We start from the raw sequence: 23,982 nt of genomic DNA on the forward strand, positions 1-23,982 counted from the left end.
CGAGGACACGGCTGCCATTGCGTCCAGGTCACAATGGGCGCGACAAGGGAGGGACGGAGCGCTCGTGCAGTGGACCTTGGTCATACCCCTGAAACCCCTGGCGCGGGCGAAGAGCAGGCTGTCGGACACCGCCGCCGACGGACTGCGCCCCGGGCTCGCCCTGGCCTTCGCCCAGGACACGGTGGCGGCCGCGCTGGCCTGCCCCGCGGTCCGCGATGTGGCAGTCGTCACGGGCGACACGCTCGCCGGGCGCGAGCTGTCCCTGCTGGGCGCCCGGATCGTCCCGGACGAGCCGGCCGGCGGCCTCAACGCCGCCCTCGCGCACGGAGCCTCGGCCGTACGCTCCCGAAGACCGGAAAGCGCGGTGGCCGCTCTCAACGCCGATCTGCCCGCGCTGCGCCCCCTGGAATTGGCCCGGGTACTCGACGCGGCCGCAGAATTCCCCCGCGCTTTTCTCTCCGATGCGGCCGCAATCGGCACCACTCTGCTGGCCGCCGGCCCGGCCTGGGAATTGCTCCCGGCTTTCGGTACGGATTCCCGCGCCCGCCATCGTGCGTCGGGGGCCGCGGAACTCGCGCTGGACGCGGTGGATTCCGTACGCCAGGACGTGGACACCGGCGACGATCTGCGGGCGGCGCTGGCGCTGGGCGTGGGGCCGCGTACGGCCGTGGTGGCCGCGAGGCTGCTGAGCCTCGGACAGTAGGCTTCCGCCATGCAGGCGACCGCGTACACGTACGACCCCGAGACCCGCAGCGGCCAGGTGCTGCTCGACGACGGCACCCCGGTGCCCTTCGACGGCCCGGCGTTCGACGCGGGCGGACTGAGGCTGCTGCGTCCGGGACAGCGGGTGCGCATCGAGACGGAGGGCGACGGCGCGGCCCGCCGGATCACGCTGATCACCCTGCAGACGTTCTGAACACGCCGCGGGCCGGGCTCCCCGTGGGAGCCCGGCCCGGCGCGTGAGTGCCCCTGCGCCCCGGTTACTTGCGGGCGGTGGCCTTCTTGGCTGTGGTCTTTCGCGCCGGCGACTTCTTGGCGGGGGCCTTCTTGGCCGTCGCCTTCTTCGCCGGGGCCTTCTTGGCCGTCGCCTTCTTGGCGGTGGTCTTCTTCGCCGCGGTCTTCTTGGCGGCCGCCGTGGTCTTCTTGGCGGTCGTCTTCTTCGCCGTCGCCGTGGTCTTCTTGGCGGGGGCCTTCTTCGCCGTGGTCTTCTTCGCGGCGGCGGTCGTGGCCTTCTTCGCCGTCGCCTTCCTGGCGGTCGTGGCCTTCTTGGCCGCGGCCTTCTTGACCGTCGCCGAAGCACCGCCGGTCAGGCTGCCCTTCGGGGCCTTCTTGACCGCGACGTCGTTCTTCGGGAGCTTCTTCGAGCCGCTCACCAGGTCCTTGAACCCCTGGCCCGCGCGGAAGCGCGGCACGGAGGTCTTCTTGACCCGGACACGCTCCCCGGTCTGCGGGTTGCGGGCGTAACGAGCCGGACGGTCGACCTTCTCGAAGGAACCGAAGCCGGTGACCGAGACCCGGTCCCCGCCGACGACTGCACGGACGATCGCGTCCAGTACTGCGTCGACCGCGTCGGCGGCCTGCTGACGCCCGCCGACCTTGTCGGCAATCGCTTCTACGAGCTGCGCCTTGTTCACGTCTTCCCCTTCGGAGACATTGCCCGAACGAATGCGTTCAAGCTTTTTCGCACGTTAGGCAGATATATACCGCAAATCAAACACGAAACGGGCTAATCACCCTTGTGCCGCAACGGACTCGGACAGTCGTGGAGTTCTTCAGCGGTCCTCTTCGAGGATTCGACCCTCGTCGAGGTCGGTGGTGAAGCGCTCCAGACGCCTTGTCGCATCGGCGAGATCGTGCTTGGCCACGGCCGTAATGACCAGCAGCTTCCGGGTCAGCGCCATCCGTACGCCCTCCGGGACTTGCAGTGCGCGCACTCTTGTGTGCGCTTCCTTGAGTTGGGCCGCGACTGCCGTATAGAGCTCGAGTTGGCCGTCGTGTTCCATGCACAGATTGTGCCATCTGGGGCGAGTTGTCGCCTGCGCAGGGGGTAACTGCCGTCCCCGGAGGGGTTCCCGAGCGCCTCGGACAGAGGCTGCACCAAGGAGCGCGTACCCCAGCAACCACCTTTGTAACTAGGGGAGTTGGCGCCTCTCGCGGCAACCCTCGGCGGCCCCGTGGAGGCAGACACAGCTGTACCCCCAACCGTCCACGATTGGGGGTACAGAGGGGTGTTGCAGGTGGCCGAAACCAGTCTTGCGTCAGACGGGGAGCGTCTTCGGCTTGTACGAGGGGCGCTTGGCCTCGTACGCGGCGATGTCGCCCTCGTTCTGCAGGGTGATGGAGATGTCGTCCAGCCCGTTCAGCAGCCGCCACCGGGCGTTCTCGTCGAGCTCGAAGGCGGCGGTGATGCCCTCGGCGCGCACCTCGCGGGCCTCCAGGTCGACGGTGATCTCGGCCTGCGGGTCGTTCTCGGCGAGATCCTGGAGCGCGTCCACGATCTTCTGCTCCAGAACCACTGTGAGCAGGCCGTTCTTCAGCGAGTTGCCACGGAAGATGTCGGCGAAGCGGGAGGAGATGACGGCCTTGAAGCCGTAGTTCTGCAGCGCCCAGACGGCGTGCTCGCGCGAGGAGCCCGTACCGAAGTCGGGACCGGCCACCAGGACCGTGGCGCCCTTGCGCTCGGGCTGGTTGAGGACGAAGGAGGAGTCCTTGCGCCAGGCCTCGAAGAGCCCGTCCTCGAACCCGTCCCGCGTCACCTTCTTGAGCCAGTGGGCGGGGATGATCTGGTCGGTGTCGACGTTGCTGCGGCGCAGCGGGACGGCCCGGCCGGTGTGCGTGGTGAATGCTTCCATGACTTCTCAGACTCCAGCGGGCGCGGGGGCGTCGGACAGGTCGGCGGGGGACGCCAGGTGGCCCAGGACCGCCGTCGCGGCGGCGACCTGCGGCGAGACCAGGTGCGTACGACCGCCCTTGCCCTGCCTGCCCTCGAAGTTGCGGTTGGAGGTGGACGCGGAGCGCTCACCGGGAGCCAGCTGGTCGGGGTTCATGCCCAGACACATCGAGCAGCCCGCGTGCCGCCATTCGGCGCCGGCCTCCTTGAAGACGACGTCCAGGCCCTCGGAGACGGCCTGCAGACCCACGCGCGCGGAGCCGGGGACCACCAGCATCCGTACACCGTCGGCGACTTTGCGGCCCTTCACGAGCTCGGCGGCGGCACGCAGGTCCTCGATACGGCCGTTGGTGCACGAACCTACGAAGACGGTGTCGACCTTGATGTCGCGCAGCGGCTGTCCGGCGGTCAACCCCATGTATTCCAGGGCCTTTTCGGCGGCGTGGCGCTCCGAAGCGTCTTCGTACGAAGCAGGATCGGGGACCGACGCCGAAAGCGGCGCGCCCTGACCGGGGTTGGTGCCCCAGGTGACGAACGGTGACAGCGAGGCGGCGTCGATGAAGACCTCGGCGTCGAAGACCGCGTCCTCGTCCGTCCGCAGCGTCTTCCAGTACTCCACCGCGGCGTCCCAGTCCGCACCCTCGGGAGCGTGGGCGCGGCCCTTGAGGTAGGCGAAGGTGGTCTCGTCCGGGGCGATCATTCCGGCCCGGGCGCCTGCCTCGATCGACATGTTGCAGATGGTCATGCGGGCTTCCATCGAGAGTTTCTCAATGGCCGAGCCGCGATATTCCAGGATGTAACCCTGGCCGCCGCCGGTGCCGATCTTCGCGATGATGGCGAGGATCAGGTCCTTGGCGGTGACAGCCTCGGGCAGTTCGCCGTCGATGGTGATGGCCATGGTCTTGGGGCGGGCCAGCGGCAGCGTCTGGGTGGCCAGCACGTGCTCGACCTGCGAGGTGCCGATGCCGAACGCCAGAGCGCCGAAGGCGCCGTGCGTGGAGGTGTGGGAGTCACCGCACACGACCGTGGTGCCCGGCTGGGTCAGGCCCAGCTGCGGTCCCACGACGTGGACGACACCCTGCTCGACGTCACCGAGGGAGTGCAGGCGCACACCGAACTCGGCGGCGTTCTTGCGCAGTGTCTCCAGCTGGACACGGGAGACCGGGTCCGCGATGGGCTTGTCGATGTCGAGGGTCGGGGTGTTGTGATCCTCGGTCGCGATGGTGAGGTCGAGACGGCGCACGGGCCGGCCGGCCTGGCGGAGGCCGTCGAAGGCCTGCGGGCTGGTCACCTCGTGCAGGAGATGGAGATCGATGAAGAGGAGGTCGGGCTCGCCCTCGGCGCGCCGGACGACATGGTCGTCCCAGACCTTCTCCGCGAGTGTCCTACCCATCGCTTTCCCTCCGACCGGCCTGTGTGGCGCCGGCCCAACTAGAGATTTCGGTGCGGCAACGTCCGTACCCCTCGTACCGGGCATCCGCCGCCGGGCCCGTTTGGTCCGCGGGCCGCTGTAGTAACCAGGGTGGCGCGTTCCACGAGAAATTGAACTTGCGTTTCACAGAGTGAGACGCGAGTATCGTTGCATGGACAACAGTAGCGGCGTCGGCGTTCTGGACAAGGCAGCCCTTGTCCTGAGCGCTCTGGAGTCCGGTCCGGCCACCCTCGCGGGTCTGGTCGCGGCGACCGGGCTGGCACGACCCACGGCACATCGTCTCGCCGTGGCACTTGAACACCACCGCATGGTGGCGCGCGACATGCAGGGCCGTTTCATTCTCGGCCCCCGCCTCGCCGAGCTGGCCGCGGCCGCCGGTGAGGACCGTCTCCTCGCGACGGCGGGCCCGGTGCTCACGCATCTGCGCGACATCACGGGCGAGAGCGCCCAGCTCTATCGCCGCCAGGGCGACATGCGCATCTGCGTCGCCGCGGCCGAGCGCCTGTCGGGCCTTCGGGACACCGTCCCGGTCGGTTCCACTCTCACGATGAAGGCCGGCTCCTCTGCCCAGATCCTGATGGCCTGGGAGGAGCCGGAGCGTCTGCACCGGGGTCTGCAGGGCGCCCGCTTCACGGCGACGGCCCTGTCGGGCGTACGGCGCCGAGGCTGGGCCCAGTCGATCGGCGAGCGCGAGCCGGGCGTCGCGTCCGTCTCCGCGCCCGTGCGCGGCCCCTCCAACCGTGTGGTCGCCGCTGTCTCGGTCTCCGGACCGATCGAGCGCCTGACCCGCCACCCGGGCCGTATGCACGCCCAGGCGGTCATCGACGCCGCCGGCCGCCTCTCCGAGGCCCTGCGCCGCACGGGCTGACCTTCGGGGTACGACAGACACGAAGGAGGGCCTGCCTCAACGCCGCGGCAGGCCCTCCCCCGTTCCCCCGTCCTCCCTGGTCATCAGGTCTTCTCGGCCACCTCGGCCGTTGCCGTCGCCCCCGCTCCGGAGGAGCGGTGCGCGAACCGGTCCTTCGCGTACCTGCCCCGCCGCTCGATCGGCACCTGACCATGCGCCCCGGCCAGGCCGAACGCCGGCATGTCGAAGTAGATCGACTCGTACGAGCCCTCGGGTGCGACGTACGTCTCGTGCCACAGGCCCACATGTCCGCGCGCCTTGCCCTTGCGGTGCACGCGATTGAAGACCGCCCAGGCCTTGTGATGGAACATGTCCGGCGAGGTCGCGTAGGCGTACAGCTTCTCCTTGGTCTCCCAGTACTGGACGACGTAGTACGTACGCGGCGAGGCCGTCAGCATCACGTGCCCCAGCAGCCCCCGGTCGCGGTCCCGCGCAAGCTCCCCAAGCATGCGAAACATCGACAGTGCGACCGGCAGCCACTGGTGCACCGCCCAGAAGTGATTGATGCGCATGCCGATGAGCAGGACCACCACATCACCCTCGGCCGCCGCGGTCGTATGGCCCGACACCGGTTTCGAGAACATGACGGTCCCCCTCGTCAGATAGCGCCACTATCCTTCTGGCGATGCTTAGATAGTGGCACTGCCCAACGGAAGGCGCAAGACATGCGGCTGGCGGAGCTCAGCGAGCACAGTGGTGTGCCCACCGCGACGATCAAGTACTACCTGCGCGAAGGGCTGTTGCCGCCCGGCCGCCAGATCAACGCCACGACGGCCGAGTACGACGAGGAACACCTGCGCCGGCTGCGGCTGGTGCGGGCGATGATCCAGGTGGGCCGGGTGCCGGTGGCGAAGGTGCGCGAGGTGCTCGGGCACGTCGACGACGACTCCCTGCCCCGCACGATCCGCCTCGGCGCGGCGATGTGGGCGCTGCCGCAGGTGCCGGAGCCGGAGAACGAGGACGAGTACGTCCAGGCCGCACACCGGGAGGTCGCCGTGCTCCTGGACCAGCTCGGCTGGGAGAACGCCAAGCGGCTCTCGACCATCTCTCCCGCATACCGCTCGCTGGTGGTGGTGGTGGCCGCGCTCCGCAGGCTCGGCTACACCTTCGGAGCCGAACTGCTCCTGCCGTACGCCGAGTTGATGTACCGGACAGCCGTCCTCGACATGGACAACCTGGAGAGGTACCCGTCGGAGGCGGAGCAGATCGAGTTCGCGATCCTGGGGGCGATCCTCAACGAGCCGGCACTGCAGGCGCTGCACCGGCTGGCCCAGGAGGAGGAGTCGGCGCGGCGGTACGGCTTCGAGTAGCCGGCGCCGGGCACGACGAAGGCCCCCCACCGAAGTGGAGGGCCTTCATATCGCGTACCCCCGACCGGATTCGAACCGGCGCTACCGCCTTGAGAGGGCGGCGTGCTAGGCCGCTACACAACGGGGGCCTAGATCTTGCGTTTCCGCAGATCGGAGCTGGGCTACCAGGACTCGAACCTAGAATGACGGTACCAGAAACCGTAGTGTTGCCAATTACACCATAGCCCATGGTGATTTAAACCAACTGCGTACCCCCGACCGGATTCGAACCGGCGCTACTGCCGTGAGAGGGCAGCGTGCTAGGCCGCTACACAACGGGGGCCCTAGCGATCCTGCATGAGAGTCAGCGGGTGCGACCCGGACTGTCTCCCTGGGAAGGATCTGTACCCCCGACCGGATTCGAACCGGCGCTACTGCCGTGAGAGGGCAGCGTGCTAGGCCGCTACACAACGGGGGCTTTGCGGATTTTGATCTCCGCGGTGCAGATAAGCTCTGCGAGCTGGCCTACCAGGACTCGAACCTAGACTAACGGAACCAGAAACCGTCGTGCTGCCAATTACACCATAGGCCACTGGAACTCAACCCCCGATGGGGATCTTGTTCTAGCTTGCGCCTCCGGTTCTCCGGCCTTTCGGCCCGCTCTCCGGCGGCGCAGGAAGAACATTACCTGAAGGTGGACGGGGCTCCAAAACGGGTATCCGCGCCGAGCAGCGCGGGGAGTTCGGCCAGCGAGACGATCCGATACGGGCCGACCGGAGCCTCGACGGCGGCGTACGCGCCGCCCCGATCGATCCAGATCGACAGCAGTCCGGCGTCGGCGGCTCCCCGCCCGTCGATCTCCGGATGGTCGCCCACGTACGCAACCTGGTGCGCGGGCAGCTCCAGGGCGTCGCAGGCGGCGCGGAAGGCCTGGGCGTCGGGCTTGGACACACCGAGCTCGGCGGCGCACAGGACCATCTCGAAGCGCTCGCGCACGCCTAGGGCGCGGAGCTTGTACTCCTGCACGTGGATGCTGGAGTTGGACAGCACCCCGTGGCGGTGGCTGGCGGCGAGCAGGTCGAGGGCGGGCAGCACGTCCGGGAAGAGCGCCCAGGCCCGCTCGTAGTGGGCGCGGTAACGGTGGAACCAGTCGTCGGCCTCCGCGTCGGTGAGCTCCTCGCCCAGGAAGACCCGGACCCGGTCCCGCCGCTGCCCCTCGAAGGAGGCCTCCCCCGCCGCGTACCGCGCCCACTGCTGATCGGTGACCTCCCGCCACCGGGCAAGGGCCTGCTCCACACCGACGTACCCGTCGAGCAGCCCCTCGGCCGCCAGATGCTCCCGCATGCCGGCGCGGTCCGCGGAGGTGTAGTCGAAGAGGGTGTCGTCGACGTCCCAGACCACGGCCTCGATGCTCATGATCCGACGGTAACGCGGTGCCGGGGAGCGCGTCTGCCGGTTGGCGGTTGTCCCGCGGGTACGACGAAAAGGCGGCACCCGGACCGGGTGCCGCCCCTTCGTAGGCGTACGGAACTGCCTGGACGTACCGGCTACGCCGCGAGCTTCGCCAGCGCCGCGTCGATGCGGGCCAGGGTCTTCTCCTTGCCCAGGATCTCCAGGGACTCGAAGAGCGGGAGGCCCACCGTGCGGCCGGTGACGGCGACGCGGACCGGGGCCTGGGCCTTGCCGAGCTTGAGGCCGTGGGCCTCGCCGGCGGCCAGGACGGCCTCCTTCAGGGACTCCGGGGAGGCCCAGTCGGCCGCGTCGAGCTTCTCGCGGGCGGTGGCCAGCAGCGCGTCCGAGCCGTCCTTCATGGCCTTGGTCCAGTGCGCCTCGTCGAAGACCGGCTCCGCGAGGAACAGGAAGTCGACGTTGTCCGTGATCTCGGAGAGGACCTTGAGGCGGGTCTGCGCGTGCGGGGCGACGGCCTGCCACTTCGCCTCGTCGAAGTCCTCCGGCGCCCAGGGCGCGAAGGGGGCCTTCAGCCACGGGGCGCAGCGCTGGGTGAAGTCCTTCACGTCGAGCAGCCGGATGTGGTCGGCGTTGATCGCCTCGCACTTCTTCAGGTCGAAGCGGGCCGGGTTGGGGTTCACGTCCGCGACGTCGAAGGCGGCGACCATCTCCTCGATCGAGAAGATGTCGCGGTCCGCCGCGAGCGACCAGCCGAGCAGGGAGAGGTAGTTGAGCAGGCCCTCGGGGAGGAAGCCGCGCTCGCGGTAGAGGTTCAGCGACGACTGGGGGTCGCGCTTCGACAGCTTCTTGTTGCCCTCGCCCATCACGTAGGGGAGGTGGCCGAAGGCCGGGGTCTCCTTGGCGATGCCCAGCTCGATCAGCGCCTTGTAGAGGGCGATCTGGCGGGGGGTGGAGGAGAGCAGGTCCTCGCCGCGCAGGACGTGGGTGATCTCCATCAGGGCGTCGTCGACGGGGTTCACGAGCGTGTAGAGGGGCGCCCCGTTGGCTCGTACGATCCCGTAGTCCGGCACGTTCTCCGGGAGGTACGTGATCTCACCGCGGACCAGGTCCGTGAAGGTGATCGCCTCGTCGGGCATGCGGAAGCGGACGATGGGCGTCCGGCCCTCGGCCTTGTACGCCTCCACCTGCTCGGCGCTCAGCTCGCGGCAGTGGCCGTCGTAGCCGGAGGGCTTGCCGGCGGCGCGGGCGGCGTCGCGGCGGGTGTCGAGCTCCACGGTGGAGCAGTAGCAGCGGTAGGCGTGGCCGGCGGCGAGGAGCTTGTCGGCGACGTCCTGGTAGATGTCCATGCGCTGCGACTGACGGTACGGCGCGTGCGGGCCGCCGATCTCGGGCCCCTCGTCCCAGTCGAAGCCCAGCCAGCGCATCGAGTCGAGCAGCTGGTTGTACGACTCCTCGGAGTCGCGGGCCGCGTCGGTGTCCTCGATGCGGAAGACCAGGGTGCCTTCGTTGTGCCGGGCGAACGCCCAGTTGAACAGGGCGGTGCGGACCAGGCCCACGTGGGGGTTGCCGGTCGGGGAGGGACAGAAACGTACGCGGACGTTCGCGTTAGCCACGCTTGATCACCTTGTTGGTGAGAGTGCCGATGCCTTCGATGGTGACGGCGACCTCGTCGCCGACGTTGAGGGGGCCGACCCCAGCCGGGGTGCCCGTGAGGATGACGTCTCCGGGGAGCAGCGTCATGGCCTCGCTGATGTTCACGATCAGATCCTCGATGGAGTGGATCATCTCGCTCGTACGACCCAGCTGGCGCTGTTGGCCGTTGACCGTGAGCTGGATGGTGAGGTCGCTCGGGTCGAGGTCCGTCTCCACCCAGGGGCCGAGCGGGCAGGAGGTGTCGAAGCCCTTGGCCCTGGCCCACTGCTTCTCGCGCTTCTGGACGTCGCGCGCGGTGATGTCGTTGGCGCAGGTGTAGCCGAGGATGACGTCCTTGACGCGCTCGCGCGGGACCTCGCGGCACATGCGGCCGATGACGACGGCCAGCTCGGCCTCGTGGTGGAGGTCACTGGTGAAGGACGGGTACTGGATCGCGTCGCCGGGGCCGATCACGGAGGTCGACGGCTTGAAGAAGGCGAACGGGGCGTCGGGCACCTCGTTGCCGAGTTCCTTCGCGTGCTCCGCGTAGTTGCGGCCGAAGGCCACGACCTTGTTCGGGAGCACCGGCGGCAGCAGGCGCACCTTGCTCAGGGGGACCTTCGTACCGGAGAGCTCGAAGTCCGCGAACGGGATGCCCTTGATGATGTCGAGGACGAGCTCGTCCGGCTTGTCGCCCTCGACCGCGCCGAAGGCGACGTTGCCGTCGATGGAGAATCTGGCGATGCGCACGGGTTCGTTGCGCCCCTCTACTGAGCCGGCTGGAGTCTGACGCTCCAGGCTAACGCGGCAAAGGGGCAGGCACCTCGCGGTCAAAGCTGCGCGGCGGGTGCTTGAGCGTCCGGGGAGCGGCGTGCGTATTGCTTCTCGTCAGGTCTCGGCGGAGGCCTTGGTTCTCGTCAGTTCTCGGTGGAGGCCGCGACCGGGACCTCCATGAGGATGGTGCGACGCGGGTTGGCGGTCTGGGCGGGGAGGTCGACGGAGTGGTCCGGCTGCTGCGGCGTCTGCAGATCGTCGGCGTCCTCGAGGTGCGCCAGCGTGGTGCGTCGCGGGTTGGCTATGTTGCGGAACATCATCGTCGTCTTCACCGTTGTTGACCGTGACCTTGTCTTTTGCGCGCGTCAGGCGGGGTCAAAGGGCCTCGCACGGGCGCGGGTTGTCGGATCTGCCATCCATGTAAAGCGTCAGGCTAAACATGCAATTCCCGGGCGAAGCCGTGAAGACGCCATGATCGGCATGTGAGTTTCCTCACTCACTAGTAGGCAAACCGGTCAATTCAGGCCGTCAACTCGACCCGGCGAAACGGGCATTGCGCCACTGAAGCCGACATTCCGCTCCTGATCATCTCGACTGGGACACCCCGTACACCCCTACTTATCGCCCCTTTATGTCCGTAATGGGGGAGATCACTTTCTACGTCTCGTAACGCACCCCTCACAAGGTGTCACGGTGGTCACAGCCTGACCCACGGCCCTTGTTGGAGATCCTGCACTGTGCTGGAATTCCACGGACCGCCGCGGGATGGAACCGACGCGCAGGGGCGCAACGCAGCGCCGAGTGGCGGCGGGAAGGGGGAGCCTGCGCCGGTCACTCACGACCACCACTGGGAGCGTATTCAGGGCGCTCCCACGACGCCGACACCGTCTCACCGTTCACGCGGAGAGGCGCCTGGTCCAGAGGTTGCGACGCTAGTGCAGGGACGTTTCAAGAGGGATGGCAGTGCTTCGGCGGAGCCGGAGCCGCACGGCGGGGCTGGCCCCAAGGCCGGCAGCTCCTCGCCCCAGCACGCCCAGAACCAGGGACCGGCACAGGTCGGCGGCAGCGGTGACCGTTCCGCGCGCCCCGGCGCCGCGACTCCCACTCCACCGGCCAAGCCGGCCGCGACGCCCAAGGGCAGCGGCAGTTCCGGCTCCCGAGTAGCGCTGCGCAACTGGCGCATCTCGACGCGCCTCGTGTCGCTGCTCGCACTCCCCGTGGTCGCAGCGACCTCGCTCGGCGCGCTGCGCATCAGCGACTCCATGGACGACATCCAGCAGCTCGACAACATGAAGCTGCTGACGGACATGACCAAGCAGGCGACCGAGCTCGCCGTCGCGCTGCAGGACGAGCGCGACCAGTCGGCCGGTCCGCTGGTGCACGGTGCGCCGGCGACGGACTACTCGGTCAAGGGCGTCCGCGACAAGACGGACAAGGCGTCGCAGGCCTTCATCGAGGGCACCGACGAGATCGAGGAAGCCAGCGCCAACGGACAGCTCACCGGCGTCCGCGAGAGCCTGGTCGGCCTCACCAGCGAGCTGAAGACCCTCAGCGACATCCGCCGCAACGCGTACGAGGACCCCAAGAACTCCACGCAGACGGTCGAGTCGTACCACCGGCTCATCACCCAGCTGCTCGACCTCTCCCAGGACATGGCCGAGGCCACCAGCAACCCGGAGATGATCCAGCGCACGCGCGCGCTGTCAGCGTTCTCCTCCGCCAAGGAGTACGCCTCCATCCAGCGCGCCGTCATCGCCGCCGCGCTGCCGGCTAACAACACGACGACCGGCAAGATGTCGGAGAACGACCGGCTGTACGCCCTCGGCGCGCAGGAGAGTCAGACCTCCGAGCTCAGCACCTTCGGCAACATCTACGGCGACGACGCCGCGGCGGAGCTCCTCAAGCCCATCGACGAGGGCAACCCGACGATCGAGTCGGCCGACGAGTACGCCAAGCGCGTGCTGGCCAACTCGGCCGGTCTCAGCGGCCAGGACAAGCGCTCGTACCGCGACTGGATCGACGCCGACTCGACCAAGATCCAGCAGATGTCCCGGATCGAGGACACGCTCCTCAACGAGATGGAGCAGAAGGCCCGCGAGCTGCGCAACGACTCCGAGCGCGAAGCGATCATCTCCGGTGCCCTGATCCTCCTCGTCCTCGGCGTCTCCCTCGTCGGCGCCTTCATCGTGGCCCGCTCCATGATCCGCTCGCTGCGCCGGCTCCAGGACACCGCGACCAAGGTCGCCCAGGACCGCCTGCCCGAGCTGGTCAAGCAGCTCTCCGAGTCCGACCCGCAGGACGTCGACACGTCCGTGGAGTCGGTCGGTGTGCACTCCCGGGACGAGATCGGCCAGGTGGCCGCGGCCTTCGACGACGTGCACCGCGAGGCCGTACGACTCGCCGCCGAGCAGGCCCTCCTGCGAGGCAACGTCAACGCGATGTTCACCAACCTGTCGCGCCGCTCCCAGGGTCTTATCCAGCGTCAGCTCTCGCTCATCTCCGAGCTGGAGTCCCGCGAGGCGGACCCGGACCAGCTGTCCTCGCTGTTCAAGCTCGACCACCTCGCGACCCGCATGCGCCGTAACGGTGAGAACCTCCTCGTTCTCGCCGGTGAAGAGCCCGGCCGCCGCTGGACCCGCCCGGTCCCGCTGGTCGACGTGCTCCGCGCCGCCGCCTCCGAGGTGGAGCAGTACGAGCGCATCGAGCTCTCCTCGGTGCCGGCCACCGAGGTCGCCGGCCGCGTCGTCAACGACCTCGTGCACCTGCTCGCCGAGCTGCTGGAGAACGCCACGTCGTTCTCCTCCCCGCAGACCAAGGTCAAGGTCACCGGTCACGCGCTGCCCGACGGCCGCGTCCTGATCGAGATCCACGACACCGGCATCGGCCTCTCCCCCGAGGACCTCGCCGCGATCAACGAGCGGCTCGCCTCGCCGCCCACCGTGGACGTCTCGGTCTCCCGCCGCATGGGTCTGTTCGTGGTCGGCCGTCTGTCGCAGCGACACGGCATCCGCATCCAGCTGCGTCCGTCCGACTCCGGTGGTACGACCGCGCTGGTCATGCTTCCCGTCGATGTCGCCCAGGGCGGCAAGAAGCCCGTTCCGGGCAAGCCGGGTCAGGGCCAGGGTGCTCCGGCCGTCGGCGGTCCGGCCGCCGCGCAGGCAGCGGCCGGTGTCGCCGCCGCGCGTCGCGGCCAGTCGGGCGGACCGGCCCTCGGCGCGGGTGCTCCCGCCGGTGGCGCGGGCCTGCTCGGTGCTGCTCCGCAGCGCGGGCAGGTCGGCGCGGGCCAGGGTCCGCGGGCCGCACTGCCGGGCAGCAACCAGGGCGGTCGCCCGGGTGCGCCGGGCGGAGCGCGCGGGCCGCAGGGTCCGGCGGGCCCCCAGCAGGGCAGGCCGGCTCCGGCCGGGGCCGGCGCCAGTGGCTTCGGCCAGGGTGCGCCGGGTGCCCCGCAGGGCCTCCAGGCCGCCGGGACCGGTACGCCGCAGGGCTTCAACGACAGCTCCTCGACCGGCTCGCACCGCGCGGGCTCCGCGCCGCGCCAGGGCGGCTTCGGCGACACCAGCACCGGTTCGCGTCAGGGCGGCTTCGGTGACGGCTCTCCCGCGACGCCGCCCGCGCAGCAGCAGCGTCCGGCCGAGAAGAGCGGTCGCCGCAGGCCCCAGCTTCCGGGGCGCGGTGGTCCGCGCGCCGAACTGCCGGGCGCCGACGCGCAGCCGCGGCCGAGCTGGAGCGACGACAACGCGCAGCCCCCCGTGCCGCGCGCCTCTCTCGACACGCCCCGCGGTCACGAGGAGCCCGACTCCACCTCGCGGCTGCCGCGGATCGACGACCGGCAGGGCCCGGGCTCCACGTCCGAGTTCGCGCGCCCCGACTTCGACGCCCCGCGTCCGCCGCAGAACACGGGTCACAACGCCGGGCAGAACAGTGGCCAGAACACCGGCCAGTTCGTCCGTCCGGACCTCTTCGGTCCGACCGGGCAGACTCCCTCGAGCCAGGACCCGTCCTCCACCGGCCAGTTCCCGATGCCCGGCTACGGCGGTTCCCCGGACCCGTCGTCCACCGGCCAGTTCACGCGTCCGGGGTACGGCAACGGCCAGGACTCCTCGTCCACCGGCCAGTTCGCCACACCGGGCTACGCCAACCGCCAGGACCCGTCGAGCACCGGCCAGTTCGAGCGCCCGCAGGTCAACGGCGCGCGGGACGGGGCCGACTTCGGCGCCCCCCGTCCGCAGGCGCCGCAGCAGCGGCCCACGCGTCCACAGGAGCCCGAGGCGCTGCCGCCGGCGGGCCCCGGCGACGGGCGTACGCCGCTGTACGACACGCTGGAAACCAACTGGTTCCACGGCCAGAACGGCCAGCCGGCGCAGAACGGTCAGGCCCAGAACAACGGTCAGGCCCAGAACGGCCAGGGTCAGCACACCCAGAGCAACGGCAGCCGGGACAACGGCGCGCAGGGCTCCGGGCAGGCTCCCCAGCAGTCGGGGCCCCCTGCGCCGCAGCGTCAGGCGTCCGCACCCACCGCCGCCCCCGGCGCCGGTACGGGTCCTTCGTCCTGGCGTACGTCACCCAACGACGATCTCGTCCGACAGGCCGAGCGCGTCCGTCAGCCGTCGGCGGGCGGAGTCACCACCTCCGGCCTGCCGCGCCGAGTACCGCGAGCGAATCTGGTCGCGGGCACGGCTCAGCAGCAACAGCACCAACCCGGTCCGCAGGTCTCGCGTGCGCCCGATGACGTACGCGGCCGGCTGACCAATCTCCGTCGGGGCATCCAGCAGGGTCGCCAGGCCGGTACCGGCCAGACCGGCAGCTTCCCCAGCCCCACTCACCAGCAGGAGCGTTAGTTGAGCCAGATGAGCCAGGCGGCACAGAACCTCAACTGGTTGATAACCAACTTCGTGGACAACACCCCAGGGGTGTCCCACACCGTCGTCGTATCCGCCGACGGCCTCCTTCTGGCCATGTCCGAAGGGTTCCCGCGTGACCGCGCCGACCAGCTCGCGGCCGTCGCCTCCGGTCTGACCTCGCTGACGGCCGGGGCCTCCCGGATCTTCGAGGGCGGCACGGTGGCACAGACGGTCGTGGAGATGGAGCGCGGCTTCCTCTTCCTGATGTCCGTCTCGGATGGATCGTCCCTTGCGGTCCTCTCCCACCCGGAGTGCGACATCGGCCTTGTCGGCTACGAGATGGCGCTGCTCGTCGACCGCGCGGGCGCAGTGCTCACGCCGGACCTGCGCGCCGAACTACAGGGAAGTCTGCTCCACTGACGGCCCTGGGTTCCACCCACAGCACGAAATCACCGTCCGGCCGCCACAATCCCCCCACCGGCCTCAACAGACGGCACACGACCGACTTGCTGTCCCGCCCGGAGGATTCATGACCCCGCCCACCGCCTCTCATGATCCGTACGCGTCGTCGTACGAGGATGAGGGCGACCAGCCGCTGGTACGTCCCTATGCGATGACCGGCGGCCGGACCCGGCCGCGCTACCAGCTCGCCATAGAGGCGCTGATCAGCACCACGGCCGACCCGGCCCAGCTGATGGGGCTGCTCCCCGAGCACCAGCGCATCTGCCACCTCTGCCGTGAAGTGAAGTCGGTCGCGGAGGTGTCGGCCCTCCTGTCCATGCCCCTGGGCGTGGCCAGGATCCTTGTCGCGGACCTCGCCGAGGCCGGACTCGTCGCCATTCACCAGCCTGGCGGCGACGAGAACAACGGCGGTGCACCGGACGTGACACTGCTCGAAAGGGTGCTCAGTGGACTTCGCAAGCTCTGACGGAGGTCGGGCGACCACCTCCGCGAAGATCGTGGTGGCGGGTGGTTTCGGCGTGGGCAAGACCACGTTCGTCGGCGCCGTCTCGGAGATCAACCCGCTGCGCACCGAGGCCGTCATGACGTCCGCTTCCGCGGGCATCGACGACCTCACCCACACCGGGGACAAGACCACCACGACGGTGGCCATGGACTTCGGCCGCATCACCCTCGACCAGGACCTGATCCTGTACCTCTTCGGTACGCCGGGTCAGGACCGCTTCTGGTTCATGTGGGACGACCTGGTCCGCGGCGCGATCGGCGCGGTGGTCCTGGTGGACACCCGCCGTCTCGCCGACTGCTTCCCGGCGGTCGACTACTTCGAGAACAGCGGGCTGCCGTTCGTCATCGCCCTCAACGGCTTCGACGGACACCAGCCGTACTCGCCCGAAGAGGTGCGCGAGGCGCTTCAGATCGGTCCGGACGCCCCGATCATCACGACGGACGCCCGACACCGTGCGGATGCGAAGAGTGCCCTGATCACGCTGGTCGAGCACGCTCTCATGGCTCGTCTGAGATAGCAATCAAGTCGGCAACGCCATACGGCAGTTGTCGTAGACGCTCTGGAGCCGGCTGTGTCATTTGACACGGTCGGCCTCAGTGTTCATAACGTTTCGACAGAGAATTTCACTGGCACAGACACGCATCGCGGTCACCCGGTGTCGCTGTGCTCACAAAAGCCCCGCCTTTTGGCGGGGCTCGCTCTTTATGACCGTTTTATCTAGGGCTTACGTCACTCGGAATCATCGGTTCCGAGTGTTTGGAACGGCGCAGCCTGACGTGCTGGAATGCGCTGAACTGCCCAGTAGTCAAGGGCGGCTGATCGGCCCGGAAGACAAGGGCGCTGGCAGACACCGCGGCACAACGTAGGTGCCGACGCCGAGAGGTTGTTGGTCGAGTGAGGCGAAGCAAGAACGGTCCCGAGCCGTCGGCACGGGGCAACTTCACCCCGCCGCCGCGCGGAGCGGCGCCCATCCAGGTGCCCGGTCCGGAGCCCATGGCGGTGCCCACGCCGAGCGGCGGTCGTTTCTCCCCGCGCAACTGGCGCGTGCCCACCCGGCTGAACGCGATCCTGCTCATACCCGTGCTGGTCGGCCTGGTCATGGGCGGCTTCCAGGTGAAGGGCTCGATCGACACCTGGCAGGAGGCCCAGGACGCGGAGAAGACCGCGCGCCTGGTCCGCGCAGCCCTCGACTACGGCGACCGGCTCTACCAGGAGCGCGACATCACCGCCGCTCCCCTGCTGGAGGGCAAGGGCCAGAAGGACCCCACCGTCGTCAAGGCCCGCGCGGCCACCGACGCCGCCGCCGACGCCTTCGACGAGGCCGCCCAGGACATGCCGCAGAAGGCGAACCTGGAGCGGCGTCTCGCCATCTTCCGCAAGGTCGAGCCCGGCCTCGACACGCTCCGCAAGAAGGCGTACACCGCCGACCTTCGCGGCGTGGACACCGAAGAGGGCTACGTCGCCATCCAGCACCCGCTGATGGAGTTCTCCAACGAGCTCGGCCTCGGCACCGGAAACATCACCAGCTACGGCCGTACCGTCTACGCGATCTCGCTCGCCAAGGCGGCCCTGTCGCTGGAGCGGTCCATCGGCATGCACCTGCTGACCAAGCCGGGCCCCGGTGAGGGCAGCTTCGCCACCCAGCGCACCGCCCTCGCCTCGTACGCCTACCTCGAGGGCATCGCCATCGAGGAGTACCGCGGCGGTGGCACCCAGGCCGACGCGGACAAGCTCGAAGCCGCCAAGCGGAAGATCGAGGAGGACGGCGCCGCCCAGGCCAAGGCCGCCAAGCAGGCCCACCCGTCCTACGTCCCGCCGCCCACCGGCGACAGCGCCATGGTCCAGTACATCGCCGGCCTCAAGTCGACGGATCCCCAGGACCGCGCCGCGATCGCCACCCAGGGCGTCACCCGCGACAACTGGTGGGCGGTCAACACGGCCAAGTACAACGCCTACCGCCAGATCGAGTCGGATCTCGCCGACAAGGCCGTGACCGAGGCCGCCGGCATCGCCGACGACGCCAAGCAGTCCACCTTCGTCACCGGTGCCGCCGTCGTGGTCGCCCTGCTCGCCGCGTTCATCCTGGCCGGCATGGTCGCCCGCCAGATGAGCCGCGCGATGCGCCAGCTGCGCAACGCCGCCTTCGGCGTGGCCGAGCAGCGTCTGCCGATGCTGGTCGACCAGCTCTCGCGCACCGACCCGGGCCGCGTCGACACCCGTGTGCAGCCCATCCCGATCACCACCACGGACGAGATCGGCGAAGTCGCCCGCGCCTTCGACCAGGTCCACCGCGAGGCCGTACGTCTGGCCGCCGAGCAGGCTCTCCTGCGAGGCAACATCAACGCGATCTTCACCAACCTCTCGCGCCGCAACCAGTCGCTGATCGAGGGCCAGCTGACCCTGATCACCGACCTGGAGAACAACGAGGCCGACCCGGACCAGCTGGAGAACCTCTTCCGCCTGGACCACCTGGCGACCCGTATGCGCCGCAACGGCGAGAACCTCCTCGTCCTCGCCGGCGAGGAGCCGGGCCGCCGCTGGGACCAGCCGGTCCCGCTCGTGGACGTCCTGCGCGCCGCCTCCTCCGAGGTGGAGCAGTACGAGCGCATCGAGCTCTCGGGCGTCCCGGAGGCCGAGATCCACGGCCGCGCCGTGACCGACCTCGTGCACCTGCTCGCCGAGCTCCTGGAGAACGCCACCACGTTCTCCTCCCCGCAGACCAAGGTCCGCGTCACCGCGACCCGGCTGCCCGACGGCCGCATCATGGTCGAGATCCACGACAAGGGCATCGGCCTCACCGCCGAGGACTTCGCGGACATCAACCACAAGCTGGCCAACCCGCCGACCGTGGACGCCGCGATCTCGCAGCGCATGGGCCTGTTCGTGGTCGGCCGCCTGTCGGACCGCCACGGCATCCGCGTCCAGCTGCGTCCCTCGGGCGAGCAGGCCGGTACGACGTCGCTCGTCATGCTCCCCGACGCCATCACCCACGGTGGTGGCGGTGGCGAGGTCCAGCGCGACGACTTCACCGTGTCGCAGATCGTCCCGGAGCCGCAGCAGCCCACCTACCAGGCCGAGGACTTCACGTCCCAGCCGATGCGCACGGCCGCCGAGCTGGGCTTCGACGACAGCCGCTACGAGGTCCCCGACGACATCCGCGAGCTGGACCCCGTGGGCCGCTCGCTGATGCGCGAGGAGCGCCGTGCGGCCCTGGAGGCCCAGGCAGGCCCGCAGCCGGAGGCCCTGGAGGCCCCCGCCGCCTACCGCGACGAGTTCGAGGCGCAGCAGCCCTCCTACGACGACGGGCAGTCCGCCTACGGCAACGGCCAGGGCAACTACCAGGAGCCGGCGACGTACGACCGGCAGACGGCGTACGAGGAGCCCCAGCAGCAGCCGTACGACGAGACGTACTTCCCGTCGAACGGCGGCTACCCGGAACCCGCTTATGCGGAGCCGGTCCAGGAGGAGCACGCGTCGGCCCAGGGCGCCTCCTCGGAGACGTATCCGGGCTTCGAAGAGCCGTCCTACCAGGACGACTGGCCGCAGCAGGACACGTACCAGACGCCGTACCGGTCCGAGTACGCTCCGGAAGCGGAATCCACACAGGCCGCTGACGTGAGTGAGCGGGACCGCGTAGGCTTCGACCGGCCGGGACCCACTCCGTCCGTCGGCCACTCCCTGACCGACGCCGGCCTGCCCCGCCGTGGATCCACCGCGAGCGGCAACGGCTCCGCCGCCGTGAACGGCAACGGCCCCCGGCCCGCGGACCGGGGTGTGCAGGCTCCCCCGGCGACCGCGGAGAGCAACGGCAGCGGCACCGGCGACTGGCGTTCGTCCAACGACGACCGCTGGCAGCGCGCCGAGCAGCTCAAGAAGCCCAAGGCGGGCGGGGTCACCTCCTCCGGCCTGCCGCGGCGGGTGCCCAAGGCCAACCTGGTCGAGGGAACCGCGGAGTCGACACCCCAGGGGGGCCCACAGGTCTCCCGCGCTCCCGAGGACGTCCGGGGCAGGCTGAGCAACCTGCGCCGCGGCGTGCAGCGGGGACGCAACGAAAGCAGTGAGACGAACGGCCAGGGCCTCGGCCCTGACAGCACCTACAACCAGGAGCGTTAGTGTGAGCCCGATGAGCCAGGCGGCACAGAACCTGAACTGGTTGATCACCAACTTCGTGGACAACACCCCCGGGGTGTCCCACACGGTGGTGGTCTCCGCCGACGGACTCCTTCTGGCTATGTCCGAAGGCTTTCCCCGTGACCGCGCCGACCAGCTGGCGGCTGTCGCGTCCGGACTGACCTCGCTGACCGCGGGTGCCTCCCGCATCTTCGAGGGTGGCAGCGTGAATCAGACAGTTGTGGAGATGGAGCGAGGATTCCTCTTCATCATGTCCGTTTCCGACGGTTCCTCGCTCGCAGTCCTTGCACACCCCGAAGCGGACATCGGTCTCATCGGGTACGAGATGGCTCTGTTGGTGGACCGTGCAGGTACGGTCCTGACCCCGGATCTCCGCGCGGAGCTCCAGGGGAGCCTTCTCAACTAACAGACAGACGGTGCGTTTTGGCGTCCCGAGGCCATAAGGTTTCGGGACGCGGTCCCACAGTGATGGGTGCCCGGCACAGTCGGAGGAGGAGAAAGTGGCAACACCCCCAGGCGGTTCGTCTTCGGGCAACTGGTCCTATGGCCCCGGCCAGGGCCAGGGTGACGGTTCGCAGAACCCGAACCGGTACAACTTCCCCTCCGCGCCGAGCCACCGACGCCAGCAGCCGTACGCACCGCAGGGCCCCGGCCCTTCGCCGTACGACCAGCCGCCGGCGCCGCGCATCCAGCCTGTGCAGCCGCAGCGACGCACCCCCGAGGCGGCGCCCGCGGGATCGTCGAACAACCCTCTGGTGCGCCCGTACGCCATGACAGGCGGCCGTACCAGGCCCCGCTACCAGCTCGCCATCGAGGCGCTGGTGCACACGACCGCTCAACCGCATCAGATGCAGGGCCAGTTGCCCGAGCATCAGCGGATCTGCAATCTCTGCCGAGAGATCAAGTCGGTGGCCGAGATCTCGGCGCTGCTGACGATCCCCCTCGGCGTGGCCAGGATTCTCGTCGCCGACTTGGCGGAGGCGGGCCTGGTCGCCATCCATCAGCCCGGCGGCGACGAGAACGCCGGCGGCCAGCCAGACGTGACTTTGCTCGAAAGGGTGCTCAGTGGACTTCGCAAGCTCTAGCGGAGGGCCTTCCCGCTCCACCACGTCCGCGAAGATCGTGGTGGCGGGCGGCTTCGGCGTGGGCAAGACCACGTTCGTCGGCGCCGTCTCGGAGATCAACCCGCTGCGCACCGAGGCCGTCATGACGTCCGCTTCCGCGGGCATCGACGACCTCACGCACACCGGAGACAAGACGACGACCACCGTCGCCATGGACTTCGGCCGCATCACCCTGGACCAGGACCTGATCCTGTACCTGTTCGGCACCCCCGGTCAGGACCGCTTCTGGTTCATGTGGGACGACCTGGTCCGCGGCGCCATCGGCGCGATCGTCCTGGTGGACACCCGCCGTCTCGCCGACTGCTTCCCCGCGGTCGACTACTTCGAGAACTCGGGTCTCCCCTTCGTCATCGCGCTGAACGGCTTCGACGGCAACCAGCCGTACAACCCGGACGAGGTCCGTGAAGCCCTCCAGATCGGCCCCGACACTCCGATCATCACCACCGACGCCCGCCACCGCGCGGACGCCAAGTCGGCGCTCATCACGCTCGTGGAACACGCGCTGATGGCGCGCCTTCGGTAGTCGTCTTCGGTAGTCGTCTTCCAACGAAGCGGGCCCCCTCCATGTGGAGGGGGCCCGCTTCGTTGCTGCCGCGTCGCGGACAACGACTACAAGTGGGGCCCCTCTCCAGCAGGAGAGGGGCCCCACGAGCGTCGTGCCTAGCCGTGCCAGGAGTGCGGTGCCTTGAAGCCGGGCTCGCGCTCCAGGCGGCGCCAGCCGGCCTTGGGGCGGCCGCGGTGGGCCGGTGCGGCATCGGGCGCGGCCGCGGCGCGGGCGAGGAGGATCGCGGTGATGGCGGCGACTTCCTCGGGCTCGGCGTGGCCCTTCTCGACACGAATGTCAGCGTTGCTCATAGGTCTCAGTCTCCGTGAGAGAGGTTTCCGCGGGGGTACCGCGAAGGATCCGCTGGGTTACTGCGGGGGGTTGCCGTGCTTGCGGGAGGGCAGGTCGGCGTGCTTGGTGTGCAGCATCGCCAGGGACTTGATCAGCACCTCGCGGGTCTCGGCGGGGTCGATGACGTCGTCGACCAGGCCGCGCTCGGCCGCGTAGTACGGGTGCATGAGCTCCGCCTTGTACTCCTTGACCATGCGCACGCGCATCGCCTCGGAGTCCTCGGCCTCGGCGATCTGCCGCCGGAAGATGACGTTGGCGGCACCCTCGGCGCCCATCACGGCGATCTCGTTCGTCGGCCAGGCGTAGGTGAGGTCCGCGCCGATGGACTGGCTGTCCATGACGATGTAGGCACCTCCGTACGCCTTCCGGAGAATCAGCGAGATCCGCGGCACGGTCGCGTTGCAGTAGGCGTAGAGCAGCTTGGCGCCGTGCCGGATGATCCCGCCGTGCTCCTGGTCCACCCCCGGAAGGAAGCCGGGGACATCCAGCAGCGTGACGATCGGGATGTTAAAAGCGTCACACATCTGGACAAAGCGCGCAGCTTTTTCCGATGCCTCGATGTCCAGGACACCGGCCAGCGACTGGGGCTGGTTGGCGACGATGCCGACCACCTGGCCGTCGAGGCGGGCCAGCGCGCAGATGATGTTGCGGGCCCAACGCTCGTGGATCTCAAGGTAGTCGCCGTCGTCGACGAGCTCCTCGATGACCTTGGTCATGTCGTAGGGACGGTTGCCGTCCGCGGGGACGAGGTCGAGGAGGACGTCGCTACGGCGATCGACCGGGTCCTCGCTCGCCACGCGGGGCGGGTTCTCGCGGTTGTTCTGCGGGAGCATCGCGAGGAGGTAGCGCACCTCGGCGATGCAGGTCTCCTCGTCGTCGTACGCGAAGTGCGCGACGCCGGAGGTCTCGGCGTGCACGTCGGCGCCGCCCAGCCCGTTCTGGGTGATCTCCTCACCGGTGACCGCCTTGACGACGTCCGGGCCGGTGATGAACATCTGCGAGGTCTCACGGACCATGAACACGAAGTCCGTGAGGGCGGGTGAGTAGGCCGCGCCGCCCGCGCACGGGCCGAGCATCACGCTGATCTGCGGGATGACACCGGAGGCGCGGGTGTTGCGCTGGAAGATACCGCCGTAGCCGGCCAGCGCCGAGACGCCCTCCTGGATACGGGCACCGGCGCCGTCGTTCAGGGAGACCAGCGGGGCACCGGCCGCGATGGCCATGTCCATGATCTTGTGGATCTTCGTGGCGTGGGCCTCGCCCAGCGCGCCGCCGAAGATGCGGAAGTCGTGGGCGTAGACGAAGACCGTGCGGCCCTCCACCGTGCCCCAGCCGGTGATCACACCGTCGGTGTACGGCTTCTTCGCCTCCAGGCCGAAGCCTGTGGCGCGATGCCGGCGCAGCTGCTCGACCTCCTGGAACGAGCCGGCGTCCAGCAGCAGCTCGATGCGCTCGCGGGCGGTCAGCTTGCCCTTGGCGTGCTGGGCCGCGGTCGCCTTCTCGCTGGGGCCTCGCAGCGCCTCCGCGCGGATCGCGTGCAGTTCGGCAACGCGCCCGCGTGCGTCCGTCGGTTCGCCTGTGGGTCCAGCCTCGTCCAAAACGGTCATGTAGCGACCTTACGAAGTCCACCAAGGAAAGCGGCCCGTCGACTCCGTACAGTCTCCGACCCGTTTTCCTGGTAGCCCTGAAC

The 23,982-nt window shown here is 69.2% G+C and carries 23 protein-coding genes and 5 tRNA genes; 12 read left to right on the top strand and 16 right to left on the bottom strand.

Annotated features, from left to right (window positions below):
- Positions 1-64: 64 nt before the first annotated feature.
- Positions 65-703, top strand: coding sequence for a 2-phospho-L-lactate guanylyltransferase (gene cofC, locus AB5J56_RS13980; protein WP_369233033.1), 639 nt, complete (start codon positions 65-67; stop codon positions 701-703).
- Positions 704-712: 9 nt separating this feature from the next.
- Positions 713-916, top strand: coding sequence for a hypothetical protein (locus tag AB5J56_RS13985; RefSeq protein WP_369233034.1), 204 nt, complete (start codon positions 713-715; stop codon positions 914-916).
- A gap of 64 nt (positions 917-980) precedes the next feature.
- Here AB5J56_RS13985 and AB5J56_RS13990 read toward each other — a convergent pair whose 3' ends face one another.
- The 4 genes from AB5J56_RS13990 to leuC all read right to left on the bottom strand — a co-directional run bounded on the left by AB5J56_RS13990 (position 981) and on the right by leuC (position 4,283).
- Complete coding sequence (locus AB5J56_RS13990; RefSeq protein ID WP_369233035.1) at positions 981-1,634, bottom strand: HU family DNA-binding protein; 654 nt, start codon at positions 1,632-1,634, stop codon at positions 981-983.
- Positions 1,635-1,772: 138 nt separating this feature from the next.
- Positions 1,773-2,003: a hypothetical protein gene (locus AB5J56_RS13995; RefSeq protein ID WP_369233036.1), complete on the bottom strand. Its 231-nt coding sequence runs from the start codon at positions 2,001-2,003 to the stop codon at positions 1,773-1,775.
- Positions 2,004-2,258: 255 nt separating this feature from the next.
- On the bottom strand, positions 2,259-2,852 hold the full coding sequence (leuD, locus tag AB5J56_RS14000; protein WP_369233037.1) for a 3-isopropylmalate dehydratase small subunit: 594 nt from the start codon (positions 2,850-2,852) through the stop codon (positions 2,259-2,261).
- A gap of 6 nt (positions 2,853-2,858) precedes the next feature.
- Positions 2,859-4,283, bottom strand: a complete 1,425-nt coding sequence (gene leuC, locus AB5J56_RS14005; RefSeq protein ID WP_369233038.1) for a 3-isopropylmalate dehydratase large subunit — start codon at positions 4,281-4,283, stop codon at positions 2,859-2,861.
- 190 nt (positions 4,284-4,473) lie between these two features.
- Here leuC and ndgR point away from each other — a divergent pair, with 190 nt between their 5' ends.
- A complete protein-coding gene (gene ndgR / locus AB5J56_RS14010) occupies positions 4,474-5,190 on the top strand; it encodes an IclR family transcriptional regulator NdgR (RefSeq protein WP_028806673.1) in 717 nt (238 codons plus the stop codon).
- An 83-nt stretch (positions 5,191-5,273) separates the two neighbouring features.
- On the opposite strand, the gene AB5J56_RS14015 is transcribed toward ndgR, so the two are convergent.
- Positions 5,274-5,813, bottom strand: coding sequence for a DUF4188 domain-containing protein (locus tag AB5J56_RS14015; protein ID WP_369233039.1), 540 nt, complete (start codon positions 5,811-5,813; stop codon positions 5,274-5,276).
- A gap of 81 nt (positions 5,814-5,894) precedes the next feature.
- On the opposite strand from AB5J56_RS14015, the gene AB5J56_RS14020 reads away from it, so the two are divergent.
- A complete protein-coding gene (locus AB5J56_RS14020; protein ID WP_369233040.1) occupies positions 5,895-6,539 on the top strand; it encodes a MerR family transcriptional regulator in 645 nt (214 codons plus the stop codon).
- A gap of 55 nt (positions 6,540-6,594) precedes the next feature.
- Here AB5J56_RS14020 and AB5J56_RS14025 read toward each other — a convergent pair.
- From AB5J56_RS14025 to AB5J56_RS14065, 9 genes are all read right to left on the bottom strand, one after another.
- A tRNA-Glu gene (locus AB5J56_RS14025) sits at positions 6,595-6,667 on the bottom strand.
- Positions 6,668-6,695: 28 nt separating this feature from the next.
- Positions 6,696-6,767, bottom strand: a tRNA-Gln gene (locus AB5J56_RS14030).
- 21 nt (positions 6,768-6,788) lie between these two features.
- Positions 6,789-6,861 (bottom strand) — tRNA-Glu (locus AB5J56_RS14035).
- A gap of 62 nt (positions 6,862-6,923) precedes the next feature.
- Positions 6,924-6,996 (bottom strand) — tRNA-Glu (locus AB5J56_RS14040).
- Positions 6,997-7,038: 42 nt separating this feature from the next.
- Positions 7,039-7,110, bottom strand: a tRNA-Gln gene (locus AB5J56_RS14045).
- Between the two features lie 92 nt (positions 7,111-7,202).
- Positions 7,203-7,934, bottom strand: a complete 732-nt coding sequence (locus AB5J56_RS14050; RefSeq protein ID WP_369233041.1) for an HAD family hydrolase — start codon at positions 7,932-7,934, stop codon at positions 7,203-7,205.
- A 131-nt stretch (positions 7,935-8,065) separates the two neighbouring features.
- Positions 8,066-9,541 (bottom strand): glutamate--tRNA ligase, encoded by a 1,476-nt coding sequence (gltX, locus tag AB5J56_RS14055; protein ID WP_369233042.1) that lies wholly within the window; start codon positions 9,539-9,541, stop codon positions 8,066-8,068.
- Positions 9,534-10,310, bottom strand: coding sequence for a fumarylacetoacetate hydrolase family protein (locus AB5J56_RS14060; RefSeq protein ID WP_369233043.1), 777 nt, complete (start codon positions 10,308-10,310; stop codon positions 9,534-9,536). The genes gltX and AB5J56_RS14060 overlap by 8 nt, the downstream gene beginning before the upstream one ends.
- Positions 10,311-10,477: 167 nt before the next feature.
- Entirely contained in the window at positions 10,478-10,666 is a 189-nt protein-coding gene (locus AB5J56_RS14065; RefSeq protein WP_369233044.1) for a hypothetical protein, read from the bottom strand.
- Between the two features lie 603 nt (positions 10,667-11,269).
- On the opposite strand from AB5J56_RS14065, the gene AB5J56_RS14070 reads away from it, so the two are divergent.
- The 8 genes from AB5J56_RS14070 (at position 11,270) to AB5J56_RS14105 (ending at position 21,920) form a co-directional block, all read left to right on the top strand.
- Complete coding sequence (locus AB5J56_RS14070; protein ID WP_369233045.1) at positions 11,270-15,172, top strand: nitrate- and nitrite sensing domain-containing protein; 3,903 nt, start codon at positions 11,270-11,272, stop codon at positions 15,170-15,172.
- Between the two features lie 9 nt (positions 15,173-15,181).
- The gene (locus AB5J56_RS14075) at positions 15,182-15,595 is read left to right on the top strand and encodes a roadblock/LC7 domain-containing protein (protein WP_010984127.1); all 414 of its coding nucleotides are present in this window, start codon (positions 15,182-15,184) and stop codon (positions 15,593-15,595) included.
- 109 nt (positions 15,596-15,704) lie between these two features.
- The gene (locus AB5J56_RS14080) at positions 15,705-16,103 is read left to right on the top strand and encodes a DUF742 domain-containing protein (protein ID WP_369233046.1); all 399 of its coding nucleotides are present in this window, start codon (positions 15,705-15,707) and stop codon (positions 16,101-16,103) included.
- Positions 16,084-16,659, top strand: coding sequence for an ATP/GTP-binding protein (locus tag AB5J56_RS14085; RefSeq protein ID WP_121406161.1), 576 nt, complete (start codon positions 16,084-16,086; stop codon positions 16,657-16,659). Before AB5J56_RS14080 ends, AB5J56_RS14085 begins: the two co-directional genes overlap by 20 nt.
- A gap of 377 nt (positions 16,660-17,036) precedes the next feature.
- Positions 17,037-20,255, top strand: a complete 3,219-nt coding sequence (locus tag AB5J56_RS14090; RefSeq protein ID WP_369233047.1) for a nitrate- and nitrite sensing domain-containing protein — start codon at positions 17,037-17,039, stop codon at positions 20,253-20,255.
- Between the two features lie 10 nt (positions 20,256-20,265).
- A complete protein-coding gene (locus tag AB5J56_RS14095) occupies positions 20,266-20,679 on the top strand; it encodes a roadblock/LC7 domain-containing protein (RefSeq protein WP_005479603.1) in 414 nt (137 codons plus the stop codon).
- A 94-nt stretch (positions 20,680-20,773) separates the two neighbouring features.
- On the top strand, positions 20,774-21,358 hold the full coding sequence (locus tag AB5J56_RS14100; RefSeq protein ID WP_369233048.1) for a DUF742 domain-containing protein: 585 nt from the start codon (positions 20,774-20,776) through the stop codon (positions 21,356-21,358).
- Positions 21,339-21,920 (top strand): ATP/GTP-binding protein, encoded by a 582-nt coding sequence (locus AB5J56_RS14105; RefSeq protein ID WP_026248371.1) that lies wholly within the window; start codon positions 21,339-21,341, stop codon positions 21,918-21,920. Before AB5J56_RS14100 ends, AB5J56_RS14105 begins: the two co-directional genes overlap by 20 nt.
- A 137-nt stretch (positions 21,921-22,057) precedes the next feature.
- On the opposite strand, the gene AB5J56_RS14110 is transcribed toward AB5J56_RS14105, so the two are convergent.
- Together AB5J56_RS14110 and AB5J56_RS14115 are read right to left on the bottom strand one after the other, a co-directional pair.
- Positions 22,058-22,252, bottom strand: a complete 195-nt coding sequence (locus tag AB5J56_RS14110) for an acyl-CoA carboxylase subunit epsilon (protein WP_369233049.1) — start codon at positions 22,250-22,252, stop codon at positions 22,058-22,060.
- Between the two features lie 57 nt (positions 22,253-22,309).
- A complete protein-coding gene (locus tag AB5J56_RS14115) occupies positions 22,310-23,899 on the bottom strand; it encodes an acyl-CoA carboxylase subunit beta (protein WP_369233050.1) in 1,590 nt (529 codons plus the stop codon).
- Between the last annotated feature and the right edge of the window lie 83 nt (positions 23,900-23,982).

Source organism: Streptomyces sp. R21, from assembly GCF_041051975.1.
Classification (GTDB): domain Bacteria; phylum Actinomycetota; class Actinomycetes; order Streptomycetales; family Streptomycetaceae; genus Streptomyces.

Bases quoted from the DNA above. Each gene is read 5' to 3' on its own strand.
- AB5J56_RS13985 (WP_369233034.1), top strand. From the start codon at position 713: ATGCAGGCGACCGCGTACACGTACGACCCCGAGACCCGCAGCGGCCAG.
- AB5J56_RS13995 (WP_369233036.1), bottom strand. From the start codon at position 2,003: ATGGAACACGACGGCCAACTCGAGCTCTATACGGCAGTCGCGGCCCAA.
- leuD (WP_369233037.1), bottom strand. From the start codon at position 2,852: ATGGAAGCATTCACCACGCACACCGGCCGGGCCGTCCCGCTGCGCCGC.
- leuC (WP_369233038.1), bottom strand. From the start codon at position 4,283: ATGGGTAGGACACTCGCGGAGAAGGTCTGGGACGACCATGTCGTCCGG.
- ndgR (WP_028806673.1), top strand. From the start codon at position 4,474: ATGGACAACAGTAGCGGCGTCGGCGTTCTGGACAAGGCAGCCCTTGTC.
- AB5J56_RS14015 (WP_369233039.1), bottom strand. From the start codon at position 5,813: ATGTTCTCGAAACCGGTGTCGGGCCATACGACCGCGGCGGCCGAGGGT.
- AB5J56_RS14020 (WP_369233040.1), top strand. From the start codon at position 5,895: ATGCGGCTGGCGGAGCTCAGCGAGCACAGTGGTGTGCCCACCGCGACG.
- AB5J56_RS14050 (WP_369233041.1), bottom strand. From the start codon at position 7,934: ATGAGCATCGAGGCCGTGGTCTGGGACGTCGACGACACCCTCTTCGAC.
- AB5J56_RS14075 (WP_010984127.1), top strand. From the start codon at position 15,182: ATGAGCCAGGCGGCACAGAACCTCAACTGGTTGATAACCAACTTCGTG.
- AB5J56_RS14080 (WP_369233046.1), top strand. From the start codon at position 15,705: ATGACCCCGCCCACCGCCTCTCATGATCCGTACGCGTCGTCGTACGAG.
- AB5J56_RS14095 (WP_005479603.1), top strand. From the start codon at position 20,266: ATGAGCCAGGCGGCACAGAACCTGAACTGGTTGATCACCAACTTCGTG.
- AB5J56_RS14110 (WP_369233049.1), bottom strand. From the start codon at position 22,252: ATGAGCAACGCTGACATTCGTGTCGAGAAGGGCCACGCCGAGCCCGAG.
- AB5J56_RS14115 (WP_369233050.1), bottom strand. From the start codon at position 23,899: ATGACCGTTTTGGACGAGGCTGGACCCACAGGCGAACCGACGGACGCA.